Origin of the sequence: Peptoniphilus lacydonensis (assembly GCF_900106515.1) — a bacterium.
Taxonomy (GTDB): domain Bacteria; phylum Bacillota; class Clostridia; order Tissierellales; family Peptoniphilaceae; genus Peptoniphilus_A; species Peptoniphilus_A lacydonensis.
Genome location: NZ_FNWF01000003.1, coordinates 589,063 through 613,339, shown reverse-complemented (window position 1 = coordinate 613,339; position 24,277 = coordinate 589,063). Strand labels below are relative to the sequence as shown.

General features: G+C 29.3%; 24 protein-coding genes, 1 tRNA gene and 1 other RNA gene. 22 read left to right on the top strand and 4 right to left on the bottom strand.

The features are described 5' to 3' along the window. Nucleotides 1-2: 2 nt before the first annotated feature. The 9 genes from BQ5450_RS04675 (at nucleotide 3) to BQ5450_RS04630 (ending at nucleotide 10,537) form a co-directional block, all read left to right on the top strand. Nucleotides 3-1,175, top strand: coding sequence for a D-alanine--D-alanine ligase family protein (locus BQ5450_RS04675; RefSeq protein ID WP_071126130.1), 1,173 nt, complete (start codon nucleotides 3-5; stop codon nucleotides 1,173-1,175). Then, nucleotides 1,175-3,277, top strand: a complete 2,103-nt coding sequence (rnr, locus tag BQ5450_RS04670; RefSeq protein WP_071126129.1) for a ribonuclease R — start codon at nucleotides 1,175-1,177, stop codon at nucleotides 3,275-3,277. The genes BQ5450_RS04675 and rnr overlap by 1 nt, the downstream gene beginning before the upstream one ends. Then, the gene (gene smpB, locus BQ5450_RS04665; protein WP_071126128.1) at nucleotides 3,270-3,725 is read left to right on the top strand and encodes an SsrA-binding protein SmpB; all 456 of its coding nucleotides are present in this window, start codon (nucleotides 3,270-3,272) and stop codon (nucleotides 3,723-3,725) included. The genes rnr and smpB overlap by 8 nt, the downstream gene beginning before the upstream one ends. A gap of 632 nt (nucleotides 3,726-4,357) precedes the next feature. After that, the gene (locus BQ5450_RS04655) at nucleotides 4,358-5,434 is read left to right on the top strand and encodes an ABC transporter ATP-binding protein (protein WP_010242722.1); all 1,077 of its coding nucleotides are present in this window, start codon (nucleotides 4,358-4,360) and stop codon (nucleotides 5,432-5,434) included. Continuing rightward, nucleotides 5,424-6,317: a carbohydrate ABC transporter permease gene (locus BQ5450_RS04650; RefSeq protein WP_010242721.1), complete on the top strand. Its 894-nt coding sequence runs from the start codon at nucleotides 5,424-5,426 to the stop codon at nucleotides 6,315-6,317. Before BQ5450_RS04655 ends, BQ5450_RS04650 begins: the two co-directional genes overlap by 11 nt. Beyond that, on the top strand, nucleotides 6,314-7,135 hold the full coding sequence (locus BQ5450_RS04645; RefSeq protein ID WP_010242720.1) for a carbohydrate ABC transporter permease: 822 nt from the start codon (nucleotides 6,314-6,316) through the stop codon (nucleotides 7,133-7,135). The genes BQ5450_RS04650 and BQ5450_RS04645 overlap by 4 nt, the downstream gene beginning before the upstream one ends. Before the next feature lie 41 nt (nucleotides 7,136-7,176). After that, nucleotides 7,177-8,484: an ABC transporter substrate-binding protein gene (locus BQ5450_RS04640; RefSeq protein ID WP_071126126.1), complete on the top strand. Its 1,308-nt coding sequence runs from the start codon at nucleotides 7,177-7,179 to the stop codon at nucleotides 8,482-8,484. A 60-nt stretch (nucleotides 8,485-8,544) separates the two neighbouring features. After that, nucleotides 8,545-9,879: a CehA/McbA family metallohydrolase gene (locus BQ5450_RS04635; RefSeq protein ID WP_071126125.1), complete on the top strand. Its 1,335-nt coding sequence runs from the start codon at nucleotides 8,545-8,547 to the stop codon at nucleotides 9,877-9,879. Then, nucleotides 9,857-10,537 (top strand): HAD family hydrolase, encoded by a 681-nt coding sequence (locus BQ5450_RS04630; protein WP_071126124.1) that lies wholly within the window; start codon nucleotides 9,857-9,859, stop codon nucleotides 10,535-10,537. Before BQ5450_RS04635 ends, BQ5450_RS04630 begins: the two co-directional genes overlap by 23 nt. Before the next feature lie 52 nt (nucleotides 10,538-10,589). Here the strand turns inward: BQ5450_RS04630 and BQ5450_RS04625 are convergent, their stop codons facing one another. Beyond that, nucleotides 10,590-11,228, bottom strand: a complete 639-nt coding sequence (locus tag BQ5450_RS04625; protein WP_071126123.1) for a 50S ribosomal protein L25 — start codon at nucleotides 11,226-11,228, stop codon at nucleotides 10,590-10,592. A gap of 22 nt (nucleotides 11,229-11,250) precedes the next feature. Beyond that, nucleotides 11,251-12,312: a tRNA 2-thiouridine(34) synthase MnmA gene (mnmA, locus tag BQ5450_RS04620; protein ID WP_071126122.1), complete on the bottom strand. Its 1,062-nt coding sequence runs from the start codon at nucleotides 12,310-12,312 to the stop codon at nucleotides 11,251-11,253. Between the two features lie 290 nt (nucleotides 12,313-12,602). Between mnmA and BQ5450_RS04615 the strand changes: the two genes are divergently transcribed. From BQ5450_RS04615 to BQ5450_RS04605, 3 genes are all read left to right on the top strand, one after another. Continuing rightward, on the top strand, nucleotides 12,603-12,869 hold the full coding sequence (locus BQ5450_RS04615; protein ID WP_010242711.1) for a Veg family protein: 267 nt from the start codon (nucleotides 12,603-12,605) through the stop codon (nucleotides 12,867-12,869). A gap of 222 nt (nucleotides 12,870-13,091) precedes the next feature. Then, nucleotides 13,092-13,937, top strand: coding sequence for a 4-(cytidine 5'-diphospho)-2-C-methyl-D-erythritol kinase (gene ispE, locus BQ5450_RS04610; RefSeq protein WP_071126121.1), 846 nt, complete (start codon nucleotides 13,092-13,094; stop codon nucleotides 13,935-13,937). Then, a complete protein-coding gene (locus BQ5450_RS04605; protein WP_234346994.1) occupies nucleotides 13,915-14,667 on the top strand; it encodes a hypothetical protein in 753 nt (250 codons plus the stop codon). The genes ispE and BQ5450_RS04605 overlap by 23 nt, the downstream gene beginning before the upstream one ends. Here the strand turns inward: BQ5450_RS04605 and ffs are convergent. Beyond that, nucleotides 14,668-14,932: signal recognition particle sRNA large type (ffs, locus tag BQ5450_RS04600), an RNA gene on the bottom strand. A 3-nt stretch (nucleotides 14,933-14,935) separates the two neighbouring features. After that, a tRNA-Ser gene (locus BQ5450_RS04595) sits at nucleotides 14,936-15,025 on the bottom strand. Nucleotides 15,026-15,084: 59 nt separating this feature from the next. On the opposite strand from BQ5450_RS04595, the gene BQ5450_RS04590 reads away from it, so the two are divergent. The 10 genes from BQ5450_RS04590 (at nucleotide 15,085) to BQ5450_RS04545 (ending at nucleotide 24,198) form a co-directional block, all read left to right on the top strand. Continuing rightward, nucleotides 15,085-16,065 carry a biotin--[acetyl-CoA-carboxylase] ligase gene (locus BQ5450_RS04590; RefSeq protein ID WP_010242705.1) on the top strand — a complete coding sequence of 327 codons (981 nt, stop codon included), beginning with the start codon at nucleotides 15,085-15,087 and terminating at the stop codon, nucleotides 16,063-16,065. 61 nt (nucleotides 16,066-16,126) lie between these two features. Continuing rightward, entirely contained in the window at nucleotides 16,127-17,479 is a 1,353-nt protein-coding gene (locus BQ5450_RS04585) for an aminotransferase class I/II-fold pyridoxal phosphate-dependent enzyme (protein ID WP_083379718.1), read from the top strand. Beyond that, nucleotides 17,476-18,084 carry a dTMP kinase gene (tmk, locus tag BQ5450_RS04580; RefSeq protein ID WP_010242702.1) on the top strand — a complete coding sequence of 203 codons (609 nt, stop codon included), beginning with the start codon at nucleotides 17,476-17,478 and terminating at the stop codon, nucleotides 18,082-18,084. Before BQ5450_RS04585 ends, tmk begins: the two co-directional genes overlap by 4 nt. Next, nucleotides 18,081-18,407: a cyclic-di-AMP receptor gene (locus BQ5450_RS04575; RefSeq protein ID WP_010242700.1), complete on the top strand. Its 327-nt coding sequence runs from the start codon at nucleotides 18,081-18,083 to the stop codon at nucleotides 18,405-18,407. The genes tmk and BQ5450_RS04575 overlap by 4 nt, the downstream gene beginning before the upstream one ends. Nucleotides 18,408-18,415: 8 nt before the next feature. Next, complete coding sequence (locus BQ5450_RS04570) at nucleotides 18,416-18,706, top strand: cyclic-di-AMP receptor (protein ID WP_010242698.1); 291 nt, start codon at nucleotides 18,416-18,418, stop codon at nucleotides 18,704-18,706. Next, a complete protein-coding gene (locus BQ5450_RS04565) occupies nucleotides 18,706-19,638 on the top strand; it encodes a DNA polymerase III subunit (protein ID WP_071126120.1) in 933 nt (310 codons plus the stop codon). Before BQ5450_RS04570 ends, BQ5450_RS04565 begins: the two co-directional genes overlap by 1 nt. Before the next feature lies 1 nt (nucleotide 19,639). Beyond that, nucleotides 19,640-20,533 carry a PSP1 domain-containing protein gene (locus tag BQ5450_RS04560; RefSeq protein WP_071126119.1) on the top strand — a complete coding sequence of 298 codons (894 nt, stop codon included), beginning with the start codon at nucleotides 19,640-19,642 and terminating at the stop codon, nucleotides 20,531-20,533. Nucleotides 20,534-20,561: 28 nt separating this feature from the next. Further along, nucleotides 20,562-22,664 (top strand): alpha/beta hydrolase family protein, encoded by a 2,103-nt coding sequence (locus BQ5450_RS04555; protein ID WP_071126118.1) that lies wholly within the window; start codon nucleotides 20,562-20,564, stop codon nucleotides 22,662-22,664. Between the two features lie 95 nt (nucleotides 22,665-22,759). Then, entirely contained in the window at nucleotides 22,760-23,242 is a 483-nt protein-coding gene (locus BQ5450_RS04550; RefSeq protein ID WP_010242690.1) for a ferritin, read from the top strand. 479 nt (nucleotides 23,243-23,721) lie between these two features. Then, nucleotides 23,722-24,198 (top strand): hypothetical protein, encoded by a 477-nt coding sequence (locus BQ5450_RS04545; protein WP_071126117.1) that lies wholly within the window; start codon nucleotides 23,722-23,724, stop codon nucleotides 24,196-24,198. Nucleotides 24,199-24,277: the final 79 nt, after the last annotated feature.

Here is a 24,277-nt window from a genome sequence, read left to right as displayed (position 1 = left end):
TAGTGGAAAATATAGGAGTAATCTTTGGAGGAAGATCTGTTGAACACGAAGTTTCTGTGATAACAGGAATGCAAATTATTGAAAACATGGATAGAAGTAAGTACAATCCAATCCCAATTTATATTACAAAAAGTGGAAAGTTTTTGTCAGGAGATAGCTTAAAAAATTTTAAATCATATAAAAGTGAAGATTTTGATGATGCAGTGGAAGTTTTCTTCAAACCAATTTATGGTGACAAAAATTTATACTGTGTAAAGCATAATGAAAAGAAACTTTTTAAACCTGAGTACAATTCTGTTGAGGTTTTTGAAAAGATAGACGAAATATTTTTTGCACTTCATGGAACTTTTGGAGAAGATGGATGTACCCAAGGACTTTTTGAATTAATTGGTATGCCTTACACCGGTTGCGGTGTAATGAGTTCGGCCGTTGGGATGGACAAAGTTGTCATGAGAAAAGTTTTTGAATCAGAAAGTATTCCAATGACAAATTATAAATATTTTTACAAAGAAGAACTCAAAAATTTACAAAATATTGTTGAAAAATGTAAAAATTTAAATTACCCTCTATTTGTAAAGCCAGCAAATCTAGGCTCATCAATTGGAATTTCTAGAGTAGAAAATGCTCTTGATCTTTCAAAAGCTCTTGAAGTTGCTGCAAATTATGATAGAAAAGTAATCGTGGAAGAAGCTGTTGTTAATCCAAGGGAAATTAATGTTGCTGTTTTAGGCTATGAAAATGAGTTTCAAGTTTCTGCAGCAGAAGAGCCAATTGGATTTAAGGACCTTTTGAGATATGAAGATAAATATGTTGCAGGGTCAAAGGGTGCAAAATCTTCACAAAAGAATCAAAATAAAAAACTTCCGGCAGATTTGACGCCTGAACTTGAAAAAGAAATAAAGAATCTTGCAAAAAAAAGTTTTGCAGCAATTGATGCTTCAGGGGTTGCAAGAATTGACTTTTTAGTAGATGGCGACAAGGCTTATGTTAATGAAATAAATACACTTCCTGGTTCTATTGCCTTTTATCTTTTTGAAGTAGAGGGTATTAAAATAGGGGAGTTAATTACTAAGTTAATTGAACTTGGATTTGAAAGACATAAAGAGAGAGCAGAAAACAATTATTCCATTGATTCAAATTTATTTAATATGACAAGTTATGGAGCAAAGATTTAATGATTAAAGATAAGATTTTAAAGATTATTGAAAATTCAAAGCCAAAGTCAAAGGACGAACTCATTAAGCTATTTAAAATTAAAAATAAAGAAAAGAACCAGTTTATGAAAATAATAGAGGAACTTGAATGTGAAGGACTTATTTTTAAGGACAGCAGAAAAAAATATAGAGTCGTCGACAATGAAAGATATTTTTATGGAAAACTTCAGACAAATGCAAAGGGTTTTGGATTTTTGATAACTGAAAATCTTGATGAAGATATTTATATCTCAAGGAATAATTTAAACTCAGCATTAAATGGTGATGAAGTAGTTGTTAAAAGATACAATGATTCTTCAGGAGATAAGCCAGAGGGCAAAGTTATTTCCATTGCCAAGAGGGGCAACACTAAGTTTGTAGGTGTATTTCAAAAGAAAAAAGATTTTGGCTTTGTAATAGCTGATGAAGAAAAAATGACTATGGACATTTACATTCCAAAGAAAAAAATAAATGGAGCAAGAAATGGTCAAAAGGTCGTCGTTAAAATAGAAAAATGGCCAGAAGAAAATAAAAAGCCTGAGGGCAGGATAATTGAAATTTTAGGTTATCCAAATGATCCTCATGTAGATGTGATGTCTGTTGCAAAGTCACTTGATATTCCCATGGAGTTTAACAAGGCAGTTAAATCTCAAGCAAAAAATCTTCCACAAAAAGTTTCTGAAGAAGAAATAATTGGAAGGCTTGATTTAAGAGATTTAATTACATTTACAATTGACGGAAGAGATTCTAAGGATTTTGACGATGCAATTTCTCTTGAAATATCTGATGAGGGAAATTATATTTTGGGAGTTCACATTGCTGATGTGGCACATTATGTTGAAGAATATGGTGCGATTGATGAAGAGGCTTTTAAAAGAGGAAATTCTATTTATCTTTTAAATAAAGTGATACCGATGCTTCCCTTTGAACTTTCCAATGGAATATGTTCACTAAATGAAGGTGTGGATAGACTGACTTTATCTTGTATTATGGAAGTAAATAGAGAAGGCGAAGTTGTAAAATATAATATCAAAGAATCTGTAATAAATTCTCACAAAAGACTTGTCTATGATGATGTTTCTGATTATTTAGAAAATGGAGTTGTGCATGAATCACTTCGTGGAATTGAAAACATTTTGGACAATATGTATGAGCTTTCTAAACTTTTGCAAAAAAAGAGAGAAGAGGGCGGAGCAATAGATTTTGACATTCCAGAGGTTGTAATAGATGCAGATGAAAAAGGATGGCCAAAGGATATCCACAAAAGGGATAGAAGATCTGCTAATAAATTAATAGAAGATTTTATGCTACTTGCAAATGTCTGTGTTGCAAAAGAATATTTTTTTAAGAAGGTTCCATTTTTATATAGAATTCACGAAAGACCTAAGGAAGAAAAAATTTCTGAACTTAATTCTTATTTAAGACCACTGGGATACGTGATAAATTATGATGAAAAAGTGGAACCAGTTGATGTGCAAAAAGTTCTTGAAAAAGCAAAGGGAACAAAAGAAGAAATGTTTATATCAACACTTACACTTCGCTCTATGACAAAAGCAAAATATTCTGAAGTAAATGATATTCACTTTGGACTTGCATTTGAGCATTATTCACATTTCACATCTCCTATAAGAAGATATGCGGATTTGACAATTCACAGAATTATAAAAAGGTATTTAAAGGGAAAACTTTCAAAGGGAATAGTGAAAAGCTTAAAGGTGGTTTTGCCAGAGATTGCAGAGCAAGTTTCGAAGACAGAAAAGATTGCCCAAGATGCAGAAAGACAAGTTGAAGATATAAAAATGGCAGAGTATATGTCTGAGAGAATTGGAGAAGTTTACAATGGGCGTGTTTCAAGTATTACAAATTTTGGTATTTTTGTAGAACTTGATAATTTAATAGAGGGGCTTGTGAGTTACAAATCCATGGATGACTATTATGAATTTGATGTAGATCACTATAAAGCTGTGGACTATGAAACAAAAAATGAATTTCATATTGGCGATGAAGTGAAAGTTGAAGTTGTAAATGTAGATTTAAATATGGGAAATATTGATTTTAAATTAGTAGGTGATAAAGATGAGTAAGGAAAAAGATAATGCAATTGCAAATAATAAAAAGGCGAGCCATCTTTATTTTATTGAAGACACTTATGAAACAGGCATAGAACTTTTTGGCACAGAAGTAAAATCAATTAGAGCAGGACAAGTTAATATAAAAGATTCTTACTGCGATATAAATAATGGAGAAATTTTTATTCATGGAATGCATATAAGTCCTTACGAACAAGGAAACATTCATAATGTAGATCCAATGAGAAAGAGAAAACTTTTGATGCACAAAAGTGAAATCCTACGTCTTGAAAAAGTAAAGACTCAAGATGGCTATACAATTATTCCACTAAAGGTCTACCTCAAGAGGGGAAAAGTAAAGGTCTTAATAGCAAAGGCAAAGGGTAAAAAACTTTGGGACAAAAGAGAAACAATGAAGAAAAAAGAAGTTGATAAGAAAATAAGGCAAGAGCTCATGTATTGAGTTCCTGTCTTATTTTTTATATATTTAATTTTTTCTTTCTTTATAAAATAAAAAACACTCAATTAAGATAAATATAGATGGAATTATAAAAAAATAATTATCATTTAGAGAATTGGCAATATCACCTGACGTAGCTACTGCATCTATAACATTAAATGAAATTAAAATGAGATAGAAATTAAATCCTATTATAGATTTTTTTATTAAAAATATTCCCAGTATATTAAATGTAAGTAGACTTATGAAATAACTAAGAGTTTGGTTATTTTTGGTAAACTTGTTAAAGGCAATGTGACTTCTACTTGAAAGAGATACTTGAAAAAGTATATAGAGTATGGCAAAAATAGATACATATTTTAAAATTTTTTTGCTTTTGGCATTCATAATTTATCTTAATATATTTCAATTTAGATTTTAAATAAACTACTTGTTTTCATAACTTAAAACTAATCAATAAAATAACCATCCCAGAATATAAGTTATAAATACATAATATTATATAATACTGTCATTAAAAAAATATTATCAAATTGAATTATAAAATAAAATTTGATTTACAAATTTTTTACGAATTATATATTTTTTCTATTTAATTTATAAGTAGAATAGTTCAGGTAGAGGGAGGAGAGAAATTGTCCAAAATTAGCTTAAAAAATATATGCAAAAAATATGAAGACAATGAGGAATATTCTGTAAAGGATTTTTCCATAGATATAAGAGAAAATGAATTTATAGTTTTTGTAGGGCCATCTGGTTGTGGAAAATCGACAAGTTTAAGGATGATTGCAGGGCTTGAAGATATAACAAGTGGGGAACTTTATATTGATGGAAAATTATCCAATGAACTAGCACCAAAAGATAGAAATATCGCCATGGTATTTCAATCTTATGCACTTTATCCTCATTTATCTGTCTACGATAATATAGCTTTTGGATTAAAAATAAGAAAATTTGACAAAAATATAATTGATAAAAAAGTAAGGGATACAGCTGAAATGTTAAATCTTACTAATTACTTAAATAGAAAGCCTAAGGATTTATCTGGAGGTCAGATGCAAAGAGTTGCTTTGGGAAGGGCAATTGTAAAAGAGAGTGACATCTTTTTAATGGATGAACCTTTGTCAAATTTAGATGCAAAACTTAGGGCTGAAATGCGTGAGGAAATTTTAAATCTAAAAAATAGACTAGGTTCAACTGTAATATATGTGACTCACGATCAAACAGAGGCCATGACTATGGCAACAAGAATAGTTTGTTTAAATGAAGGAGTAATTCAACAAATTGGAACGCCAAAGGAACTTTACACCAATCCAATTAATGCTTTTGTAGCTGGATTTTTAGGATCTCCATCTATGAATTTTATAGAAGGCAAAATAAAAGATGGAATATTCTATGACGACAATAAAAATAAATTAGTTGAGAAGATAAATATTTCTGATGGCGAAGTTATTCTTGGAATAAGGCCGGAATCTATTGAGCTTTCTAGAGATGAAGGGTTTGATTTTGACATAAATTTAATTGAACTTTTGGGATCTGATTACAATATATCAGGTAAACTTTATAGAAATAAGATAATTTTAAAATGCGATCTTGAAAAAAATCCTAGAGATAATGGTCCTTTATTCGTAAAATTACCAAGAGAAAAAATATATTTTTTTGATAAAGATACTGGCAATAGAATTTTTACAGGTGAAAATCATGAAGAGTAATTGTAAAAAAAGTTATAAGAGGAAGTTGGGACTAAAAGAATTTTTAATTTATTTTTTAGTTCCTTTGACACCATTAATAATTTTTTGGTTTTTGCCTATGATTACTTCTATTTTAATTTCTTTTACAAATTGGAATTATGTAAGCCCAAATTTTGATGTTGTTGGAATAGACAATTATAAAGGTATTTTGCAAGATGAATTTTTTTGGCAAGCTTTTAAAAATACTATTATTTTTGGAGTTGGGACTGTTGTGCCAGTTTTATTTTTTGGGTTTATATTTGCGCTCTTGTTACAAGGAAATATAAAGGGAAAAGTTATATATCAAGGATTTCTATTTTCCCCTTGGGTAACTCCAATGGTTGCTATGTCTATTGTATGGTCTTGGATGCTTAGAGGGGATGTGGGTCTTATAAATAGAATACTTGAAATTTTTGGAATTAATGGACCAGAGTGGCTCTCCAATGAGAAGACGGCGATGTTTGCTGTTATAATGGTAACTATTTGGAAAAATGCTGGCTGGGCAATGTTATTTTATACAGATGCAATGAGTAAAATTCCAAAAAGTTTATTTGAAGTTGGAGAGGTCGAAGGAATAAATACTTTTGAAAAAATAAAATATATTTATTTTCCCATGACTAAGAGGACAACTTTTTTTCTATTAATTATGAATTTAATTACATCAATTCAGGCTTACGATCAATTTTCAGTTTTGACAAGAGGTGGGCCTGCAGGCTCAACTAGAACGCTCCTATACTTGTTTTATCAAAAAGCCTTTGAAGAATTTAACATGGGAAGTGCAAGTGCAATATCTTTAATTATAGTAATAATAACTGCAATATTATCTCTATTTATGATTCATATGAAAAAGAGGTTGGATGCATGATGAAGAAAATATTTAGACATATTATTTTAATAATTCTATCCATAATAACCTTCTTTCCACTTTTGTGGATGATTTCAAATTCTTTTAAGACGACAGAATCTATTATGCGAAAGCCTCTTAGTTTTGTGCCGGATTTTTTGGATTTTAGAAATTTTGCTGGAGCATTAAATTTGGCACCCTTTGATTTATATATTATAAATTCAATTGTGACATCTATAATAATTGTAGTTTTACAAATTATTACAGGAGTTTTACTTGCTTATGGGATGTATAGATTTTCTTTTAAAGCTAGAGGAGTTTTGTTTAAGGGCATTCTTTTAACTTATATGTTACCTGCTGCCACAACTTATGTTCCAAGCTATGTAATAATTGCAAAGATGGGTTTAATAGATACTTTGACAGGAATTATTATTTCAAATGCAGTTGCAGTTTTTACAATCTATATGCTTTACAATACCTTTAAAGAAGTCCCAAAAGAGTTAATTGAAGCGGCAGAAATGGATGGTGCAAGTGACAGAGATATACTTTTAAAAGTAATACTTCCCATTTCAAAATCAACAATACTTACTAGTGCCCTTATACAATTTGTAACAATGTATAACAATTATATGTGGCCATCTCTTATTACCAATTCAAAATCAAAATATTTGATAAGCGTTGGACTAAATAAGTTTTTCACATCACAGGGAAATTTTGGAGAAAATTTGCCTCTTCTTATGGCAGGAAACACTATATCTGTATTGCCACTTTTAATACTTTTTGTAGTCCTACAAAAGTGGTTTATAAAAGGAATATCTGACAGTGGAATAAAGGGATAAGAATTATATTTATAAAAATAAAAAGTTAAAAAGGAGAAAAAATGAAGAAAATTACAAAAAGATTATTAATTATTTTGTGTGCTCTAATGCTATTTACAGGTTGCTCAAATGCATCAAAAACAGCAATGAAAGAAGATGACCAAAAGGAAAATGGTGATGGGCCAACTGAAATTGAATTTTGGTATGGTCTAGGTTCAGTTGCTGGAGAAACTATGGAAGAAATCATAAAAGAATTTAATGAATCTCAAGACAAGGTGAAAGTTGTAGGTGTACAACAAGCTGATTATGCAGAAACTTTCCAAAAGGTTCAAGCTGCTGTTGCAGCAAAAAAACCGCCAGCAGTTTATATTGGTTCAAATGTTGAACTTAGAGTTAAAGATGGAATGCTTGCAGATTTATCAGAATATATTGACGATAAAAAGACTCCACTAGATGATTACTTAGATGTATTTATGAAACCAGAAGTGATAGATGGAAAAATTTATGGATTTCCTGCTTATGGAACTACTCAAGTAATTTATTATAGAAAAGATTTACTTGATAAAGCAGGACTTGATCCAAAAAAAGTTTACGATACTTGGGAAGATGTTTTTAAATATTCAAAAGAAATTCAAGACAAGAAAATTGCAGACTATGGACATCTTGTTATGTATAATCACGAAAATTTAATTGATATGGCACTTTCAAATGGTGGAAAAATACTTTCTGACGATGGCAAGAAAGTTTTAATTAATAGCAAAGAGTGGATTGATGCTTGGAATTTTGTGAGAAAGCAAATTTTTGATGACAAAACTACGAAAATTGAATCAGGTGGACAAGGTTGGGAATATTGGTACAGAACTATTGATGATGTAATGAATGGAGATGCAATGTCCTACACAGGTTCATCAGGTGACAAGGGAGACCTTGATTTTACAAAAATTTCATCACTTCCACAACCAGGATTAAATGGAAATCCAGGAAAGCCAGTAGCAGGGGCACATTCACTTTTAGTTCCAGCTGCTGCAACAAAAGAGCAACAAAAAGCAGCTTACGAATGGATTGCTTATTTTACAAGCCCAGAAGTTTCTGCAAAGTGGTCTAAAAAGATTGGATATATTCCAGTGAGAAAGAGTGCCGCAGAAGTAGATGACTACAAAAAATTTATAGAAGAAAATCCATATGCAAATGTGCCTTATGAACAAGCAATGCACGCTTCACCTGCATTTATAGATCCAACTGATGGAAAGATTACAGATGCATTAAGTATTGCAGCTGACAAAGTTGAACTTCAAAATATTGATGCAAAAGAAGCTCTTGATGAAGCAGCAAAGACTGCTCAAGAAGCACTAGATGCAATTAACAAATAAAATTTTATAAAAAATTAGCTTTGGGACACATTACACTCAAAGCTTTTTTTAAGGAGAATTATGGAAAATATTATAGAAAATCTAAAAGATGGATACAATGAAATTGATTTAAGAATAAGTAAGAATGACGTGAAAGAAGATTCCATTGAAATAAAAATTTGTGGCGAAGAATTTTTTATAAGTTTGTTTATTTATAAAGATGAAAAAATTTGTGGCAGTATTACAACTAATAGAAGTGTAAATAGATTTATGTCAAAGGACATTTTAAAATCTTCAGATGGATTTAAAAGTCTTGAAAGCGGAGATTACAAAATTTCTTATCTTCTATATAAAAAAAGTGATGTTACTTTGACCATCGGAGAAAAGAAAAGTGAAGTCAATTCAAAAAATGAAATTGATATAGAATCTTCAGAAGTTAAATCAAAGGAAGAAAAGTGGTATGCAGGAGATTTCCACACTCACACATTTTATTCTGATGGGAAATTGTCCCCAGAAGAAAATATAGAAGTAGCAAAAAAGAAGGAGTTATCATTTTTTTCGCCAACAGATCACAACTTTAATCACACAAAATTTCCAGAAAGCGAGCTTTTAATAATAGAAGGAACGGAAGTAACATCAAGTTTTGGTCACATAAATATATTTTTTACGAATCAATCTATATTTGATAAGTTTTCTCTTGAGATTTTAAACACGGAAGAGGGACTTTTAAAGATACTTGAAAGTTTGGATGGAGAAATTTATTCTATAAATCATCCATTTATGGAAACTTTTGAATTTTTAGTAGATGATTATAATTTAAAAAATTTGAAATTTATGGAAATAATAAATGATCCAACATATATGACTTCTGTTGACGCCATGGAAAAGGCACTTTTTGCATGGGATATACTTTTACAAAATGGCTATGAAGTCTATGGACTGGGCGGAAGCGATTCCCATCTTTATCCAGATGAAAAATATGAAAATTCAAATTATCCCTCTTTACTTGGAGATCCTAAGACATTTGTATATTCAAAAAATCTTTCAAAGGATAAGTTAAAAGATGGTATGTTATCTGGGAAAATTTCTGTATCTAGGGAAAAGTTAATTGAGCTAAAAGAAATAGAAGATTGTGAATTTTTTATGAAATTAGAAGAAAATACTTTTCACAATAAAAAACTTTTTATAGAATTTATATTAGATGGAAAAATATTAAAGACTTGTGAAAAATCTTTAAACATAAAGCTTGATTTAGATGAAAATTATCATTATGCAAGAGTAAATGTTAGATGCGAAGATGGAGAACTCTATGGATTTACGAATCCCTATTTTTATAATTTAGATAAGAGTTCTAAAAAAATAAAAACTTGGAAGGAATTGAGGAAATTAGTAAATGATAAAAGCAGTATTATTTGATAAAGATGGGACTCTTCTTGAATTTTCAGACTTGTGGATAGATTCTGTCATAGGATTTTTAAAAGAGAAAGATTTGACAGAAGAAGATAGAAGAAGTTTATATAAAAAAGTTGGAATAAATGAAAATAATAAAGTAGAAGAAAATTCCATACTTTCATCAGAAACAGCGAGAGATTTGGCAGAGATATTTTCAGAATTTATAAAAGAAGACGAAGAAAAAATTTATAAAGAATTAGATAATTATCTATTAGATTTTTTAAAAAATAGTAAAAGTGAAATAAAAGAAACTTGTGATTTAAAAAAATTGTTTGAATATTTAAAAAGTAAAAATATAATAATAGGCATTTTTACATCGGACAATTATAGACAGGCAAAATTTTCTATGGAGTATTTGAAAGTAGACAGTTTTATAGATTTTTATGCAGCTGCTGATTTGTATAAAAAGAAACCAGATACTGAAGGGCTTGAAATTTTTAAAGAAAAGTACAATTTAAGAGATAAAGAGATTATGATAGTGGGAGATTCTAAAGTTGATATGATATTTGGAAAGGACACTATAAAGGTAGGAGTGCTCTGCGGCACAGGTTCAAAGGAAATGTTGGAAGAATACACAGAAAATATTGTAGAAAATCCAATGGAAGTTTTAAATTTTATATAAAGTTTTCGTAATAAAAAATAAAAGGGCTCAAAAAGCCCTTTTTAAATATAAATTATTCTTCAGTTTCTTCTTTCTCTTCACTTTCTGAAACAGTAGGAACTTCTGCAGAAGCTTCTTCACCTGTTTCTTCTGGTTCTTTTTCTTCTGTTGGTTCAACAAGAGTTGCAACTGTTTCTTCACTAGCAAGGTCAATTTTAATATTTTCATTGCCGTAAATGTCTAAGTCAGCAACAGTTACAACATCGCCAATTTGCATATCAATAACATTTACAACAGCTTCAGATGGAAGATATTTAGGAAGACAAGTTACTTCAACTTCATTTAATACTTGAATTAATGATGATGGTTGAACTCTAATGTCATCTCTACCTTCAAGAATAACTGGAACTTCAACAGTAAGTTCAGAATTCATATCAACTTCATATAGGTCAAAGTGAACCATTGAATTTTTAATGTGGTGCATTTGAACTTCTTTGAAAAGAACGGATATAGTTTCTCCATCAACTTCGATTTCAAAAATATTTGAGTATCCTTCTTCAGAAAAAGCTTTCAATAAATCTTTTTCAAGACCACTTAATAATTTTGCGTCTTCTCCTTTAGAGTAAAGAACTCCAGGAATTTCGCCATTAGCTCTAAGTTTATCAACTTTATTTTTACCCTTAGAATCTCTTTTGTTTAAAACTAATTTCATATAAACCTCCAAAATTTATTAATTATTTTATAATACCTGAACCAAGACAGACATCATCTTGATAAAAAACACACACTTGACCAGGTGTAACACCCTTTAGTGGATTTTTCAGTTTTACAACATATTTATTATTTTTAATTTCTAAAGTCGCATCTTCATCCTTAGCTCTATATCTTATTTTAACAGATAAATCTAAAGGAAGAGAGGGGATTTCTGTAATCCAAAAAACATCTTCAACTTCAAACTCATCCCTATAAAGAACAGGATTATTAATGCCTTGTGCGACAATTAAAAGATTATTTTTTAAATCTTTGTCGGCGACAAAAAAGGGCTCTCCACTTCCTACGCCTCCAATTCCAATTCCACGTCTTTGACCAATTGTATAGTGCATAAGACCGGAATGTTCTCCAATTACATTGCCCTTTTCGTCCACAATTTTTCCAGGCTTAGTAAAAAGAAACTGATCTAAAAATTCATTAAAATCTCTTTCACCAATAAAGCAGATCCCAGTAGAATCTTTTTTTGAAGCAGTAGATAGATTGTATTTTTTTGCAATATCTCTAACCTCGTTTTTATTTAAATCACCAACTGGAAAGAGGGTCTTTGAAAGTGCATCAGATTTAACTCGTGATAGGAAATAGGATTGATCCTTGTTTGAATCAATCCCCTTTAAAAGGTAAGTTTTTCCATCAATTTTTTTAGTCCTAGCATAATGACCCATTGCAATATAATCAGCATCAAAGTCCATCGCATAATCTAGAAAAGCTTTGAATTTAATTTCAGTATTGCACATGACATCGGGATTTGGAGTTCTGCCTTTTTTATATTCACTTAAAAAATAAGAGAAAACTCTATCTCTATATTCTTTTTCAAAATTGACAGTAAAATATTTTATATTAAGTTGTGAACAAACAGAAACTACATCAATGTAATCTTCTCTTGCGGTGCACATTCCATCATCTTCAGCCCAGTTTCTCATAAAAACAGCAGTGACATCATAGCCAGCTTCTTTTAAGAGAATAGCAGCAACAGAAGAATCAACACCGCCGCTCATTCCTAGAATGACTTTTTTGTTTGTTTGCATCAATACCTCCAATCCACTCAATAACAATACATAATTATACAATAGTTGTACCAAAAAATCCACCCTTATTTCATAAAACTAAGCTTACAAGCAAGTTTAAGAAAAAATAATTATGCGAAAAATTATAAATATAAGTTAAAAATTTTTAAATTTATAAAACTACAAAAAAATTATAAAAAATATTGACAAAGAAAAAAATATAGAGTAAAATTATAGATTTATTTGACAAGAGAAGATTTTTAATGTATAATAATTATGTATTAAAAGTCTTTGGAAGGAATTGATAGCATATGAATCAAATGGAATTAATAAAGAGAGAGCTGGAGAACCATATTGGGAAAAAAGTGATTGTAAAAGCCAATAAGGGTAGAAAAAAAATTGTCACTAGAAAAGGAATTTTGAAGGCAATTTATCCAAGTCTTTTTGTACTTGAAGTCTTTAATGGAGAAGAACTTGTAACAGCAAGTTATACTTATTCAGATGTTTTGACTTCAACTGTTAGAGTTACAGTTTTGGATGAAGATGTTAGTTATAAGGATGCAAAGATGATTTCATAAAGATAGCTGCTTAGGCAGCTTATTTTTTTGCACAAATTTATATAGTTAAGTTAAAAAAATATTTAATTAATTTAAGATTTACAGATTAATTTCAGAAATTTATTTAAGTTAATAATTGTAAAAATAAATTAGTTTTAGATTTGGTTAAAATAAATAAAAAAATAGAAAAGAGTTAAGATGCAAAAAATTTATTTATGAATTATAATTATCTTGAGGTGTTTTATGATTATAAAAAAGGCACATGCCAAATTGAATTTATCTCTAGATATTTTAAAAAAGAGGGAAGATAATTATCATGAAATAAAAACTTTAATGGTTATGACGAGTTTATATGATGAAATGAAATTTGTTAAAAATGACAAAGTTGAGATTTTTCCGAATTTTGATTTTGATATAAAAGATAATTTGATATACAAATCTTATGAGGTTTTAAAAACTGAAGTGGGTTTTGACCTTCCTTTTAGAGTAGATATAAATAAGAAAATCCCCATAGCAGCAGGACTTGCAGGGGGTACTTCTAATGGTGCGGCGACTTTTTATGCTTTAAATGAGCTTTATGATTTAAAAATACCCAAGGATAATTTAATAGAAATGTCCAAATGCATTGGTGCAGATTTTACATATATGATGACTGGAAAAAGTAAGATTGCAAAAGGAATTGGAGATATTTTAGAAGATGTGCCAAATATAGAATTAGAAAACGTGCTTATTGTAAATCCTGGATTTGGAATTTCTACAAAATATGTTTACGATAGGATGAAAGTTGATAAAAGTAGAATTCAATTTGATAGAATTTTGAATTCTATTTACTCTTTAGATATAGAAAAATTAAATGATTGTCTTGAAAATAAAATGGAAGAAGTTGTATTTTCTATGTATCCAGAAATAAAAAAAATAAAAGAAAAATTGATTTCTTTTAATTCGGCAGCGCTTATGAGTGGGAGTGGTGCCACAGTTTTTGGGATTTTTGAAAATAAATATGATTTAGAAGAGGCATTTTTATTTTTTAGAGATAAGTATGAGAATACTTTTAAAGTGAGGGTAGGTGAAGATTTTGGCTGTTTTTGACACAGGACCTGGTATTGTGGGTTTATATGAAAAGCACATTGATAATTTAAATTATTATGTAGATGATAAATTTGAATATTATGGACTTTATAAGAGAAAAGATGTAAATGACAGAATAGAATTTTTAAAAAGTTTTTTCAAAAAAGATAAAAAGATTTATGTAATGGACTTTGATGCAATAAATTTTTTTAAAAATTCTAGTAAAGCAGAATTCGGAGAAAGTTCTCTTAGGAAAAATTTAAAGGACAAAAAAGTCTTATGCCTTTCCACGCCTCTTACTTTTTTCGAGAAATCTTTAGACTATTTTTCCAATGGGAAAGTTGATTATATAAGTGTTCCAATTTTGATAAATGCTTCAAATGACGGTGTTGCTGATGAAATTGTGAGAAAGATTTGCGATGAATATTTTTGTAAAGTAGATTTAAAAAACTATGATTTGATTTTTTTGGCATCAAGTGGTCTGCATTTAAAGAAAGATTTTTTTAAAAATTATTTTTGTGATAAGGAAATTTTTTCAAATACAGATGCAATTTTGGAAGATTATGAGTATAGAAAGGAAAATTATATTAGAGATTATTTTTATGTGACATATTCAAAACGGGGATTTTATTCTCGTGGTGAAAAATATTTAAGGGAGAAAAATATTTTAAAGAGAAATGAAATTTTAAATGTTTCTAAATTATTAAAAAAAGACAATAAAAAAAGTCCCAATAAATGGGACAATATGTAGCCATGCACTCTGTGTCGAAAGTTAGTTTCACACGGTACCCTTACAGTTAGCTCAAACTAGGCTACCCTTGCGGCACACAAAAGATCTTACTTAGTGCTGCTTCGATCAGGACCTGACACGGTTCATAAGTTTCTGTTGCGCAGGACCCAATTATCAACACCACTTATAAGGGGCAGTCTGCAAAAATAAAATCCTCGACAGAGAATTCAGCCCTGCTCTAGCGAATTGCAGGTACAGGACATCGCTAATTTCCCGCTTAGCATGGCAGTGGCGGAGAGAGGGGGATTCGAACCCCCGATACATTTGCATGTATACTCGCTTTCCAGGCGGGCTCCTTCAACCTCTCGGACATCTCTCCACAGTCTAGAAAATAATTTTACAGTAGATTTAATAAAAAGTCAAGAATAAGGTGATAAATTGAAAACTAAAGATATTGTTTTAAAAGAATTAGAAAGAAATAGGGCAAATTATATTTCAGGACAAGAACTTGCAGAAAGGTTAAATATTTCAAGGACTGCAATTTGGAAAGCTATAAATAGTTTAAAAGAAAGTGGGTTTCAAATTGAATCTCAGACAAAACTAGGGTATAGATTGATAGAAAGTGACGATAAGTTGTCTAGCGAAGGTATAAAAAAGGGTCTTCGAGATGAATTAAAAGATATAGACGTAATTGTTTTTGACGAAATAGATTCTACAAATACAGAGGCAAAAAGAAGACTTTATTCAGAAAATGTCAAGGATTTTACAGTAATAGTTTCTGATATGCAAAAAGGTGGACGTGGAAGGACAGGAAAAACTTTTGAATCGCCAAGGGGGAGTGGAATTTATTTTAGTATAATTTTACACCCAGAGGATTATTTTGACTTTTCATATTTTGATTTAATCACTGTAAAGGCAGCTGTATCAGTTGCAGAAGGTATAAAAAATGCCACTGGAAAACAGGCAGAGATAAAATGGGTAAATGATTTATTTATGAAGGGCAAAAAGATTTGCGGAATTCTTTCTGAACTTGATGCAGATTTTGAATCTAGAAAAGTTAATTCTGTAATAGTTGGAATTGGAATAAATGTAAATGAACCAGAAGATGATAGCTTCAAGGATTTAAAAGATATTGCTGGATATATTGACACAGATACTATAAGAAATGAAATTTTATCAAGTATTTTAAATTCTTTTTATGAAAATAATTTTGTAAAAAAAGAAGAAGATGTGATTGATTATTATAAGAAACATTCCCTTGTAATTGGAAGAGAACTTAGCTTTGAATTAAATGGGAAAAAATATTTTGCAAAGGGAATTGATATAAATAAAAAAGGCAACTTAATTGTAGACACTGGAGAGGAAAAATTAACTTTATCCAGTGGAGAAGTTTCCATAAAAGGAGATTTTTATAGATAGGGCTAACTTTTAAATGATAAAAAGTTATAGTATAATTAATTGTAAGATTTAGAGGGAAAAGATGAACACTCCATTGAGAGATGAAATTGAAAAAGTAAAAAATAAAATATCTTTTGGAATGCCAGGGCATAAAGGAAATAAATTTTTTGATCTGTCAGAGGAGATGGATTTGACAGAAATTTTGGGGACAGATAATTTATTAAATCCAGAGGGATCAATAGCAGATCTTCACAAAGAGATAAAAAATCTTTTTGAATCTAAGGAATCTTTCATGACAACCAATGGTTCCACTGGGGCACTTCATATTGCTATTTCTATGGTGACAAAACCAAAAGATAAAATTTTAATTCAGAGGAATGCTCACAAGTCAATTTATAACGCACTTTTATTAAATGATCTTGATCCAATTTATTTAAACACCATTTATGATAAAAATCGTGGAATGTATTTTGGAATAGATAAAAGGGAATTTTTGAAAAAAATAAATGATAATGATATAAAGGCTTGTGTACTGGTAAGTCCAAATTATTTTGGAGGAATCTTAAAATTAAGAGAAATTATACGTATTTTGCATGACAAAAATATTGTAGTAATAGTTGATGAAGCTCATGGAACTCACCTTTATTTCTCAGATTTAAAAAAATATTCTGCACTAGATGCTGGGGCAGATCTTGTCATAAACTCTACACACAAGATGATTCCATCTCTAACACAAAGTGCAATTATACACAGAGGAACAGATAGGTTTTCTCATGAAGATCTTTTAAAATATATTAATATTTATAACACAACTTCGCCTTCGTATTTACTCATGCTTTCAATGGAAGCTGGACTAAAATATATGGACGAAATTGGAAGAAGTGAAATAAAAAATAGAATCTTAGATTTAGAAGAACTAAAAAATGAAATTAATTATAATTTAAATTTAAGCCATGAATCTATAATAGCAAATGACCCAATGAAATTTTTATTCAGAATTCCTAATATGACAGGAAAAGAAATTGTGGAGGATTTTTTAATAAATAAAAACATACGACTTGAAATGGGTGATTTATACTATGCCCTCGCAATAATCTCCCCGATAAATACTAGTAAGGAAATAAAAAAATTAAAAGAGGCAATCTTAAGTTATGACATAAACGAATGCAGAAAAATTTTTCCTATAAATTTTGAGATACCCAAAAGAGAAATGTTTCCTAAAGAAGCATTTTTAAGTGAGGGGGAATATGTAGATTATAGAAATGCTTGTGGAAGAGTTGCGAAAACTATTATTGCTGCTTATCCACCAGGAGTTCCTTTGGTTAGTTTTGGTGAAGTTATTAATAAAGATATAATAGAAAGTATAGATAAATTTTTGAGTGAAGGCATTGAAGTAATTGGTCTTTTAGACAAAAAAATTGAGGTAGTTAAATGAGTGCATTTATAACTTTTGAAGGGCCAGATGGTTCTGGGAAGTCGACAATTGCAAATTTAGTTTATGAAGAAATTCTAAAAAAAAATAAAAAGGTTTTAAAGACAAGAGAGCCTGGAGGCACTAGAATAAGTGAAAAAATAAGAGAACTTATTTTAGATAAAGATTTAGAAGAGATGGATAAAAGAACTGAGGCTCTTTTGTATTCTGCTGCGAGAGCTCAGCACACTTATGAAAAAATAGTTCCTGCTTTAAGGGATAGCTATATAGTTTTGTGTGAAAGATATGTGCTGTCCTCTCTAGCTTATCAAGGTTTTGCAAGAGGACAGGATTTAGAAGATATAATGGCGATAAATAATTTTGCAACAGGAAATATTAAGCCAGATATTGTTTTTATTTTTAGGACAGATAAAAAAACTCTTCTTAGAAAAGACAAAAATTCTTATGACAGATTGGAAAGAGAATCAGATGAATTTCACAAAAAGGTCAGAGAGTATTACAATAATCTGGAAAAAGAGGATAATTTTTATTTTATAGATGTTAGTAAAAGTATTGAAGAAGTTTTTTGCGACTGCATGAAAGTTCTTAAAGAAAGGATGATTGTGTGAAACTTGTAATCGCAATAGTTCAAGATGAGGACAGCGAAAGATTAGTAAAAATTCTTAACGGAAATGATTTTAAAGTTACAAAGATAAGTTCTACTGGTGGATTTTTAAAAGCTGGGAATGTAACTCTTCTTTCAGGAATAGAAGATGAAGACCACGACAAGTTCATGGATATAATCGAAGAAAATTCAAAGACTAGAGAAGTAAGAAGGACAATTCAACCTATAAATATTCCTGGGCAAGCCATGATTCCAGTCCCAATAACAGTAAAAGTTGGGGGAGCGACTATTTTTGTAATTGATGTTTTTGATTTTAAAAAGTTTTAGGTGATATTATGAATACGAAAATGATGATAGCAATAGTGCAAGAGAAGTATACAGATGCGATAATAGATAGATTTTTAGATGAAGATATTTATGTTACTAGATTGTCTTCTACTGGTGGTTTTTTTAAGTCAGGTAATACAACTCTTTTATTGGGTTGTAAAGAAAGCGAACTTGAAAAGATTTATGAAATATTTAAAGAATTAACTGAGCCAGAAGATATTCACAGAGAAGAGGGAGATTTCAAAGTTTCTGGAGCTACAATTTTTGTTGTTGATTTGGAAGAATCAAAGAGAATTTGATGTTTTTAGAAAATAGAAGGGCAATAGATAGCTTGGAAGTGGATTTAAAAAATAAATCCTTTAGCCATGCTTATCTTTTTTGTGGAACCAAGGGAATAGGAAAATTTTCTCATGCAAAAAATTTTGCAAGAGCGATTTTAAAAGAAGATCCAGAGACTCTTAGATTTTTTAATGGGATTGATGAGTATGAAGATACTGATTTATTAGTGGTAAAAAGTAAAGACAGTATAAAAAAACAAGAAATTGAAGAGATAATTGAAGATTCTTTTTCAAAGCCCTATTCTGGAAATTATAAAGTTGTAATTATAGATGATTTTGATAAAGTGACAGTTGAGGGGCAAAATGCACTTTTGAAGACTTTGGAAGAACCTATGGATTACCTGATACTTATTTTAATATCAAGTACAGTGAAAAAAATTCTTCCCACAATTATTTCAAGATGTAGAGTTTTAAAATTTTCAGATATTTCAGAAAATAGAATTGAAAAATTTTTAATTTCTAAAAATATTTCAGAAAAAAATGCCAAACTATTTTCAAGGCTGTCCAATGGAAATGTAAGTCTTGCCCTTAAATATTCAGAAGATCCAGAACTTTTGTCAAAGAGAGAAGAGATTATAAGAGCTTTAGACGAAATTATTAGAAGAAGTGAATTTATCTTTGATGAGATGAATTTTTTTAAGGAAAATAAAGATGATTTTAGAGATATTTTAAATTTTATGCTGATTTGGTATTTGGATCTTATTTACTTAAAAAGTGGAAGAGAAGATAATATTGTAAATGTCGACAAATTAGATCTTTTGAAACTTCAGGATGTTAGTATACAAAGAGCTTTGAAGTCCTATGATGCAATAATAAATGCAATTAAAAGAAGTGAAAATAATATTAATTTTGATTTAAATATAGAAAACTTGTTGATGGAATTGGGGGAATGAGATGCTAAAAATAGCTGGAGTTAGGTTTAAGAGGACTGGCAAAATCTATTATTTCGATCCCGTTGATATAGATATAAAAACTCGTGATTACGTAATTGTAGAAACTATAAGAGGTCTTGAATTTGGAAGAGTTGAGATTGTAAAAGAAATAGATGAAGAAATTATAAAGGGAGAATTAAAACCTGTAATACGTCTTGCTACCGAAGAAGATAAAAATATCAATGTGGAGAATAGAAATAAAGCAAAAGAAGCAATAATAATTTGCGAGCAAAAAGTTGAAGAACATGGGCTAGATATGAAATTAATTTCCTGCGAATATACCTTTGATCGTTCTAAATTATTGTTTTATTTTACAGCAGATGGAAGAGTTGATTTTAGAGAATTAGTAAGAGATTTGGCTGCGATTTTCAAAACTAGAATTGAGCTTAGACAAATTGGCGTGCGTGATGAAGCAAAGTATGTTGGGGGCCTTGGTTGTTGTGGAAGAGCAACTTGTTGTTCCACATTTTTAAGCGAATTTTCTCCAGTTTCAATAAAAATGGCAAAGGATCAAAATTTAAGCCTGAATCCTGCAAAAATTTCCGGAATATGTGGAAGACTTATGTGTTGTTTAAAGTATGAACAGGACGGTTATGAATGCATAAATAAAAAAATGCCTAGACTTGGAGAAATTGTAAAGACTGAAATAGGAAAAGCAACAGTAATTTCAACTTACACAATACAAGAGCTTGTAAAAGTCATCTACGAAATTGAAGATGAAAAAGAAACTGCTTATTTTGAGCTTTCTGAAGTTAAAAGAACTTATGAATTTAATAAAACTTTTATAAATGAGTCTAGGTCTTTAAATGTTGAAGAATATGACGAGAGTGAATTAGTAGAATTAGAGAGGGATTAGGGATAAGTTTAGGGCTTATCCCATTGTTATGAAAATAAATAATTTTTTAATAAAGATTTCAAATAAATTAAATGAATTTTTTAAAAAGCATTTTGGAAGAGCAAGTGAATTTAGAATAGTGACAATATTTATAATGTCACTATTTTCGGCTATATTTTTTTATTACTATATTTCAGATTTAAATGTGCCAAAGATATTAGCTTTTATTATTTCGACACTTATTTTTTTTGTGGGATATTTTGTATTGTATTTCTTTTTAAAATATATTTTTACTTTAATAAAGAGAATTAGGGCAAAAAATATGGCAATTTACGGAATTTTGCTCTATGGGATAAAGTATTTCTATGATGAATGTCTTTATTATGTTGATATTAATCACTTCGAAATAATTTTTATTGTTGTAACATTTCTTATAATTATTATTTTTTCGAAGTCACTTATAAGTTTTACAAAAAATAAAAGGAAAAAAGCCCTAATATTTTTAATACCAAGTACACTTGTTGTTGGAGCATCAATTTATTTTATGCTTTTTAGTGGATTTAATGGCTCTGAAATTTATAGTTTAGATTTAGAAAGGAATAAAATTGCAAATAAACCTGAGAAATACAAAGTTGAGATAATAGATTACGAAGCAAATTCAGCTGATTTGACGGATTTTGTAAGTTATAGCGGGAGAAAAAAGAAAATCAGAGATAAATTCTTTGGAAGAAGCCTTAATGAAACTGAAGTAAAGGGAAGAATTTATGCACCAAAAAATTTAGAGAAGGCTCCCGTACTTTTTGTAGCCCATGGAAATCATAGATTCACAACAAAAAATTATCTTGGATATGATTATCTTGGCAAGTATCTTGCAAAAAGAGGTATAGCTGTTGTTTCAGTTGATATGAATATGTTAAATGGATTTATGAAGTATGGACTTTCAAACGAAAATGATGCAAGAGCAGTTTTATTTCTTGAAAATATACAAAATATTGTTTCTAGGAATAAAAATAAAAATAGCATTCTATTTAACAGATTTGACCCAGAGAAGATTGCACTTTTGGGACATTCTCGTGGTGGAGAAGCAGCTGCCATCGCATATAATTTTAATGAATTAAATCTCCATCCAGACGATGGAAATATTTCTCATAAGTATAAATTTAATATATCAGCTGTGATTACTATTTCACCAACGTATGATCAATATTCTCCAGCTGATAAAAATATTGTTTTAAAAGATGTAGATTATTTGTCACTTGGGGGGACAAATGATGCAGATGTTAAAGGATTTGAAGGGATGTTACTTTATGACAATGTATTTTTCACAGGTGAAAAAGACAAATTTAAAGCTGCACTCTACATAGGATATGCAAATCATGGGAATTTTAATTCTCTTTGGGGGAATTATGATTTAGATCCAGCAGAAGGATTTTTCTTAAATAGAAAAGAACTTTTGGATGGTGAAAAGCAAAGAGAAATACTTTGCACCTATGTTTATAACTTTTTAGAAAATTCCTTTGGAAAAACTTATAATAGAGAAATTTTTAAAGAAGGGCCAGAAAAATATAAAGATCTTCTAGAAACAAATTATTACAGTAGATATATGGATTCAAATTTTATAAAATTGGCAGATTATGAAGAAGACTATGATTTAACAACAGGCTCTATCAAAGGCAGTCTTATAAATTTTTCTAATTTAAATGAAATTTATGAATATAGTCACGACTATGGAAATAGCAGTTCAGATACAACTGCAGTTTTTGTAAAATCAAAAAAAGATTCTAATTATGGGATAAGATTTACAGAAAAAATTCCAAATAAAAAGTATTTGCAATTTGATATAGAAAATTTAAATTATCAAGAAGTTTCAGATGAAATAAATATTGAAGTTCAAGATACTTGGGGAAATAGTGCAAATTTAAATTTAAATAAGTATAAGAATTTAACTCCAATGACAAAATCCTTTATCTATAAGACTGATTACTTGACTGATGATTTTGTAAAGAGATTTGCACCTCAGACAGTAATAATTCCTCTAGATGATTTTAAAGCTAAAAATAATAATTTAAATTTGGAAGAAATAAATAAAATTGAATTTAAATTTACAGGTAATATAAAAATTTCAATAGATAATTTAGGATTGTCCAGTTAATTGTTTTAAAAATAAAAAAGAGGGTAACATATTTACGTAAGCAAATAGAATTTATTGCTAATATAATTATAAATAATCTTAGGAGGAATATATTTATGGAAAGTAAGTTATTAAAAGGACTTAATGAACAATATAACTTTGAAATTGAATCAGGATATATTTATATATCTATGGGACATTATGTAAAAGACAAAGGAATGGACGGATTTGCAAATTTCTTTTACAAACAAGCTTATGAAGAATTTGGACATGCAGAAAAATTGAGAAACTTCTTATTCCAAATAGATGAAAAACCAGTTCTTAGAGAACTTCCAAAACCACAAGAAGAATTTGGAAATTTTACAGAAACATTTAAATTTGCATTAGAACACGAAAAAGAAGTTTCTAAGAGAATTCATAATTTAGTTAATCTTGCAGTAGAAGATGATGACCAAAGAGCAACATCATTACTACAATGGTATGTTGATGAACAAGTTGAAGAAGAAGACACATTTAGAAATATAATTGAAAGACTTGAAAGAATTGACGAAAGCTGGTCTGGACTTTATATCTTTGATGCAGAACTTGCAAAAAGATAATATATAATATAACTTAAAGTTTTACAAAAGATACATCGAGAGAGGTATTTTTTATATGGCTTGAATTACAAAAAACGGGTGTGTGTCAGAATTCAATTATTCTGACACACACCCGTGTAAACTTTTCTTGACTTAATCAGTTAGTTTATTATTAAATTAAAATATATTTACTGCTTACTTTTACAAGAGATTTAAAAGAGTTTACACAAAAAACTTGACACTACCAAATCTTTTATTTTTGTAGTTAGATGATATAACATATAATATATAGGTATTATAAATTTTTATACAGTTTTTAATAACTGCTAAAATAGTATTATTTTTTTTATTATAAAGTTTATATTATTTGTCAAATTAACATCTACAATTTGATTTTGACGGGATATATATTTTTTTATTATTTAAGCATTAGAAATTAAACTTTTTATAGAAACGTTATCAAGGGTATTATCATTATAATAAAATCGAGGTGAGTTAAGATGTTTATACTTTCAAGAGGAGTTAAGAAAATAGTATGTATTTTGCTATTACTCATAACTTTTACTACTGCATGTGCAAATAGAAACCTATATCAATTAAAAACCAACCTATCAGATAGAGAGGGTGTGGAGAATATAATCTCTCAAATGGATTGGGACGGAGATAAGGTAAAAGATTTTGAAGTCAAGGGCAAAAATATAGCAATTACTATGTCAAAGGACTACGAAGATTATGATTTAAAAAATGCAAAGAATTTTGTAGTAAATGCAATAAACTTAATTATATTGACAGATGCACAAAATGTAGACTACTTATATGATGAAAACCTATTTTTCTCTATAGATTATGAAATTGTAGATATGATAATTAATACGAAATCTAAAAAGAGTGTAGAATATTATAGAAATGATGAAGAAGAATTTAAAAAATTACAAAAGTATTTAAAAGGTTTTCAAGTTAACGGTGTTAAACATTAGACTAATATATTATAGGTGGTGATTCCAATGGTTAAGTTTTAATTGTAGTGTATAATATAGTTACAATCAGGAGGGATTT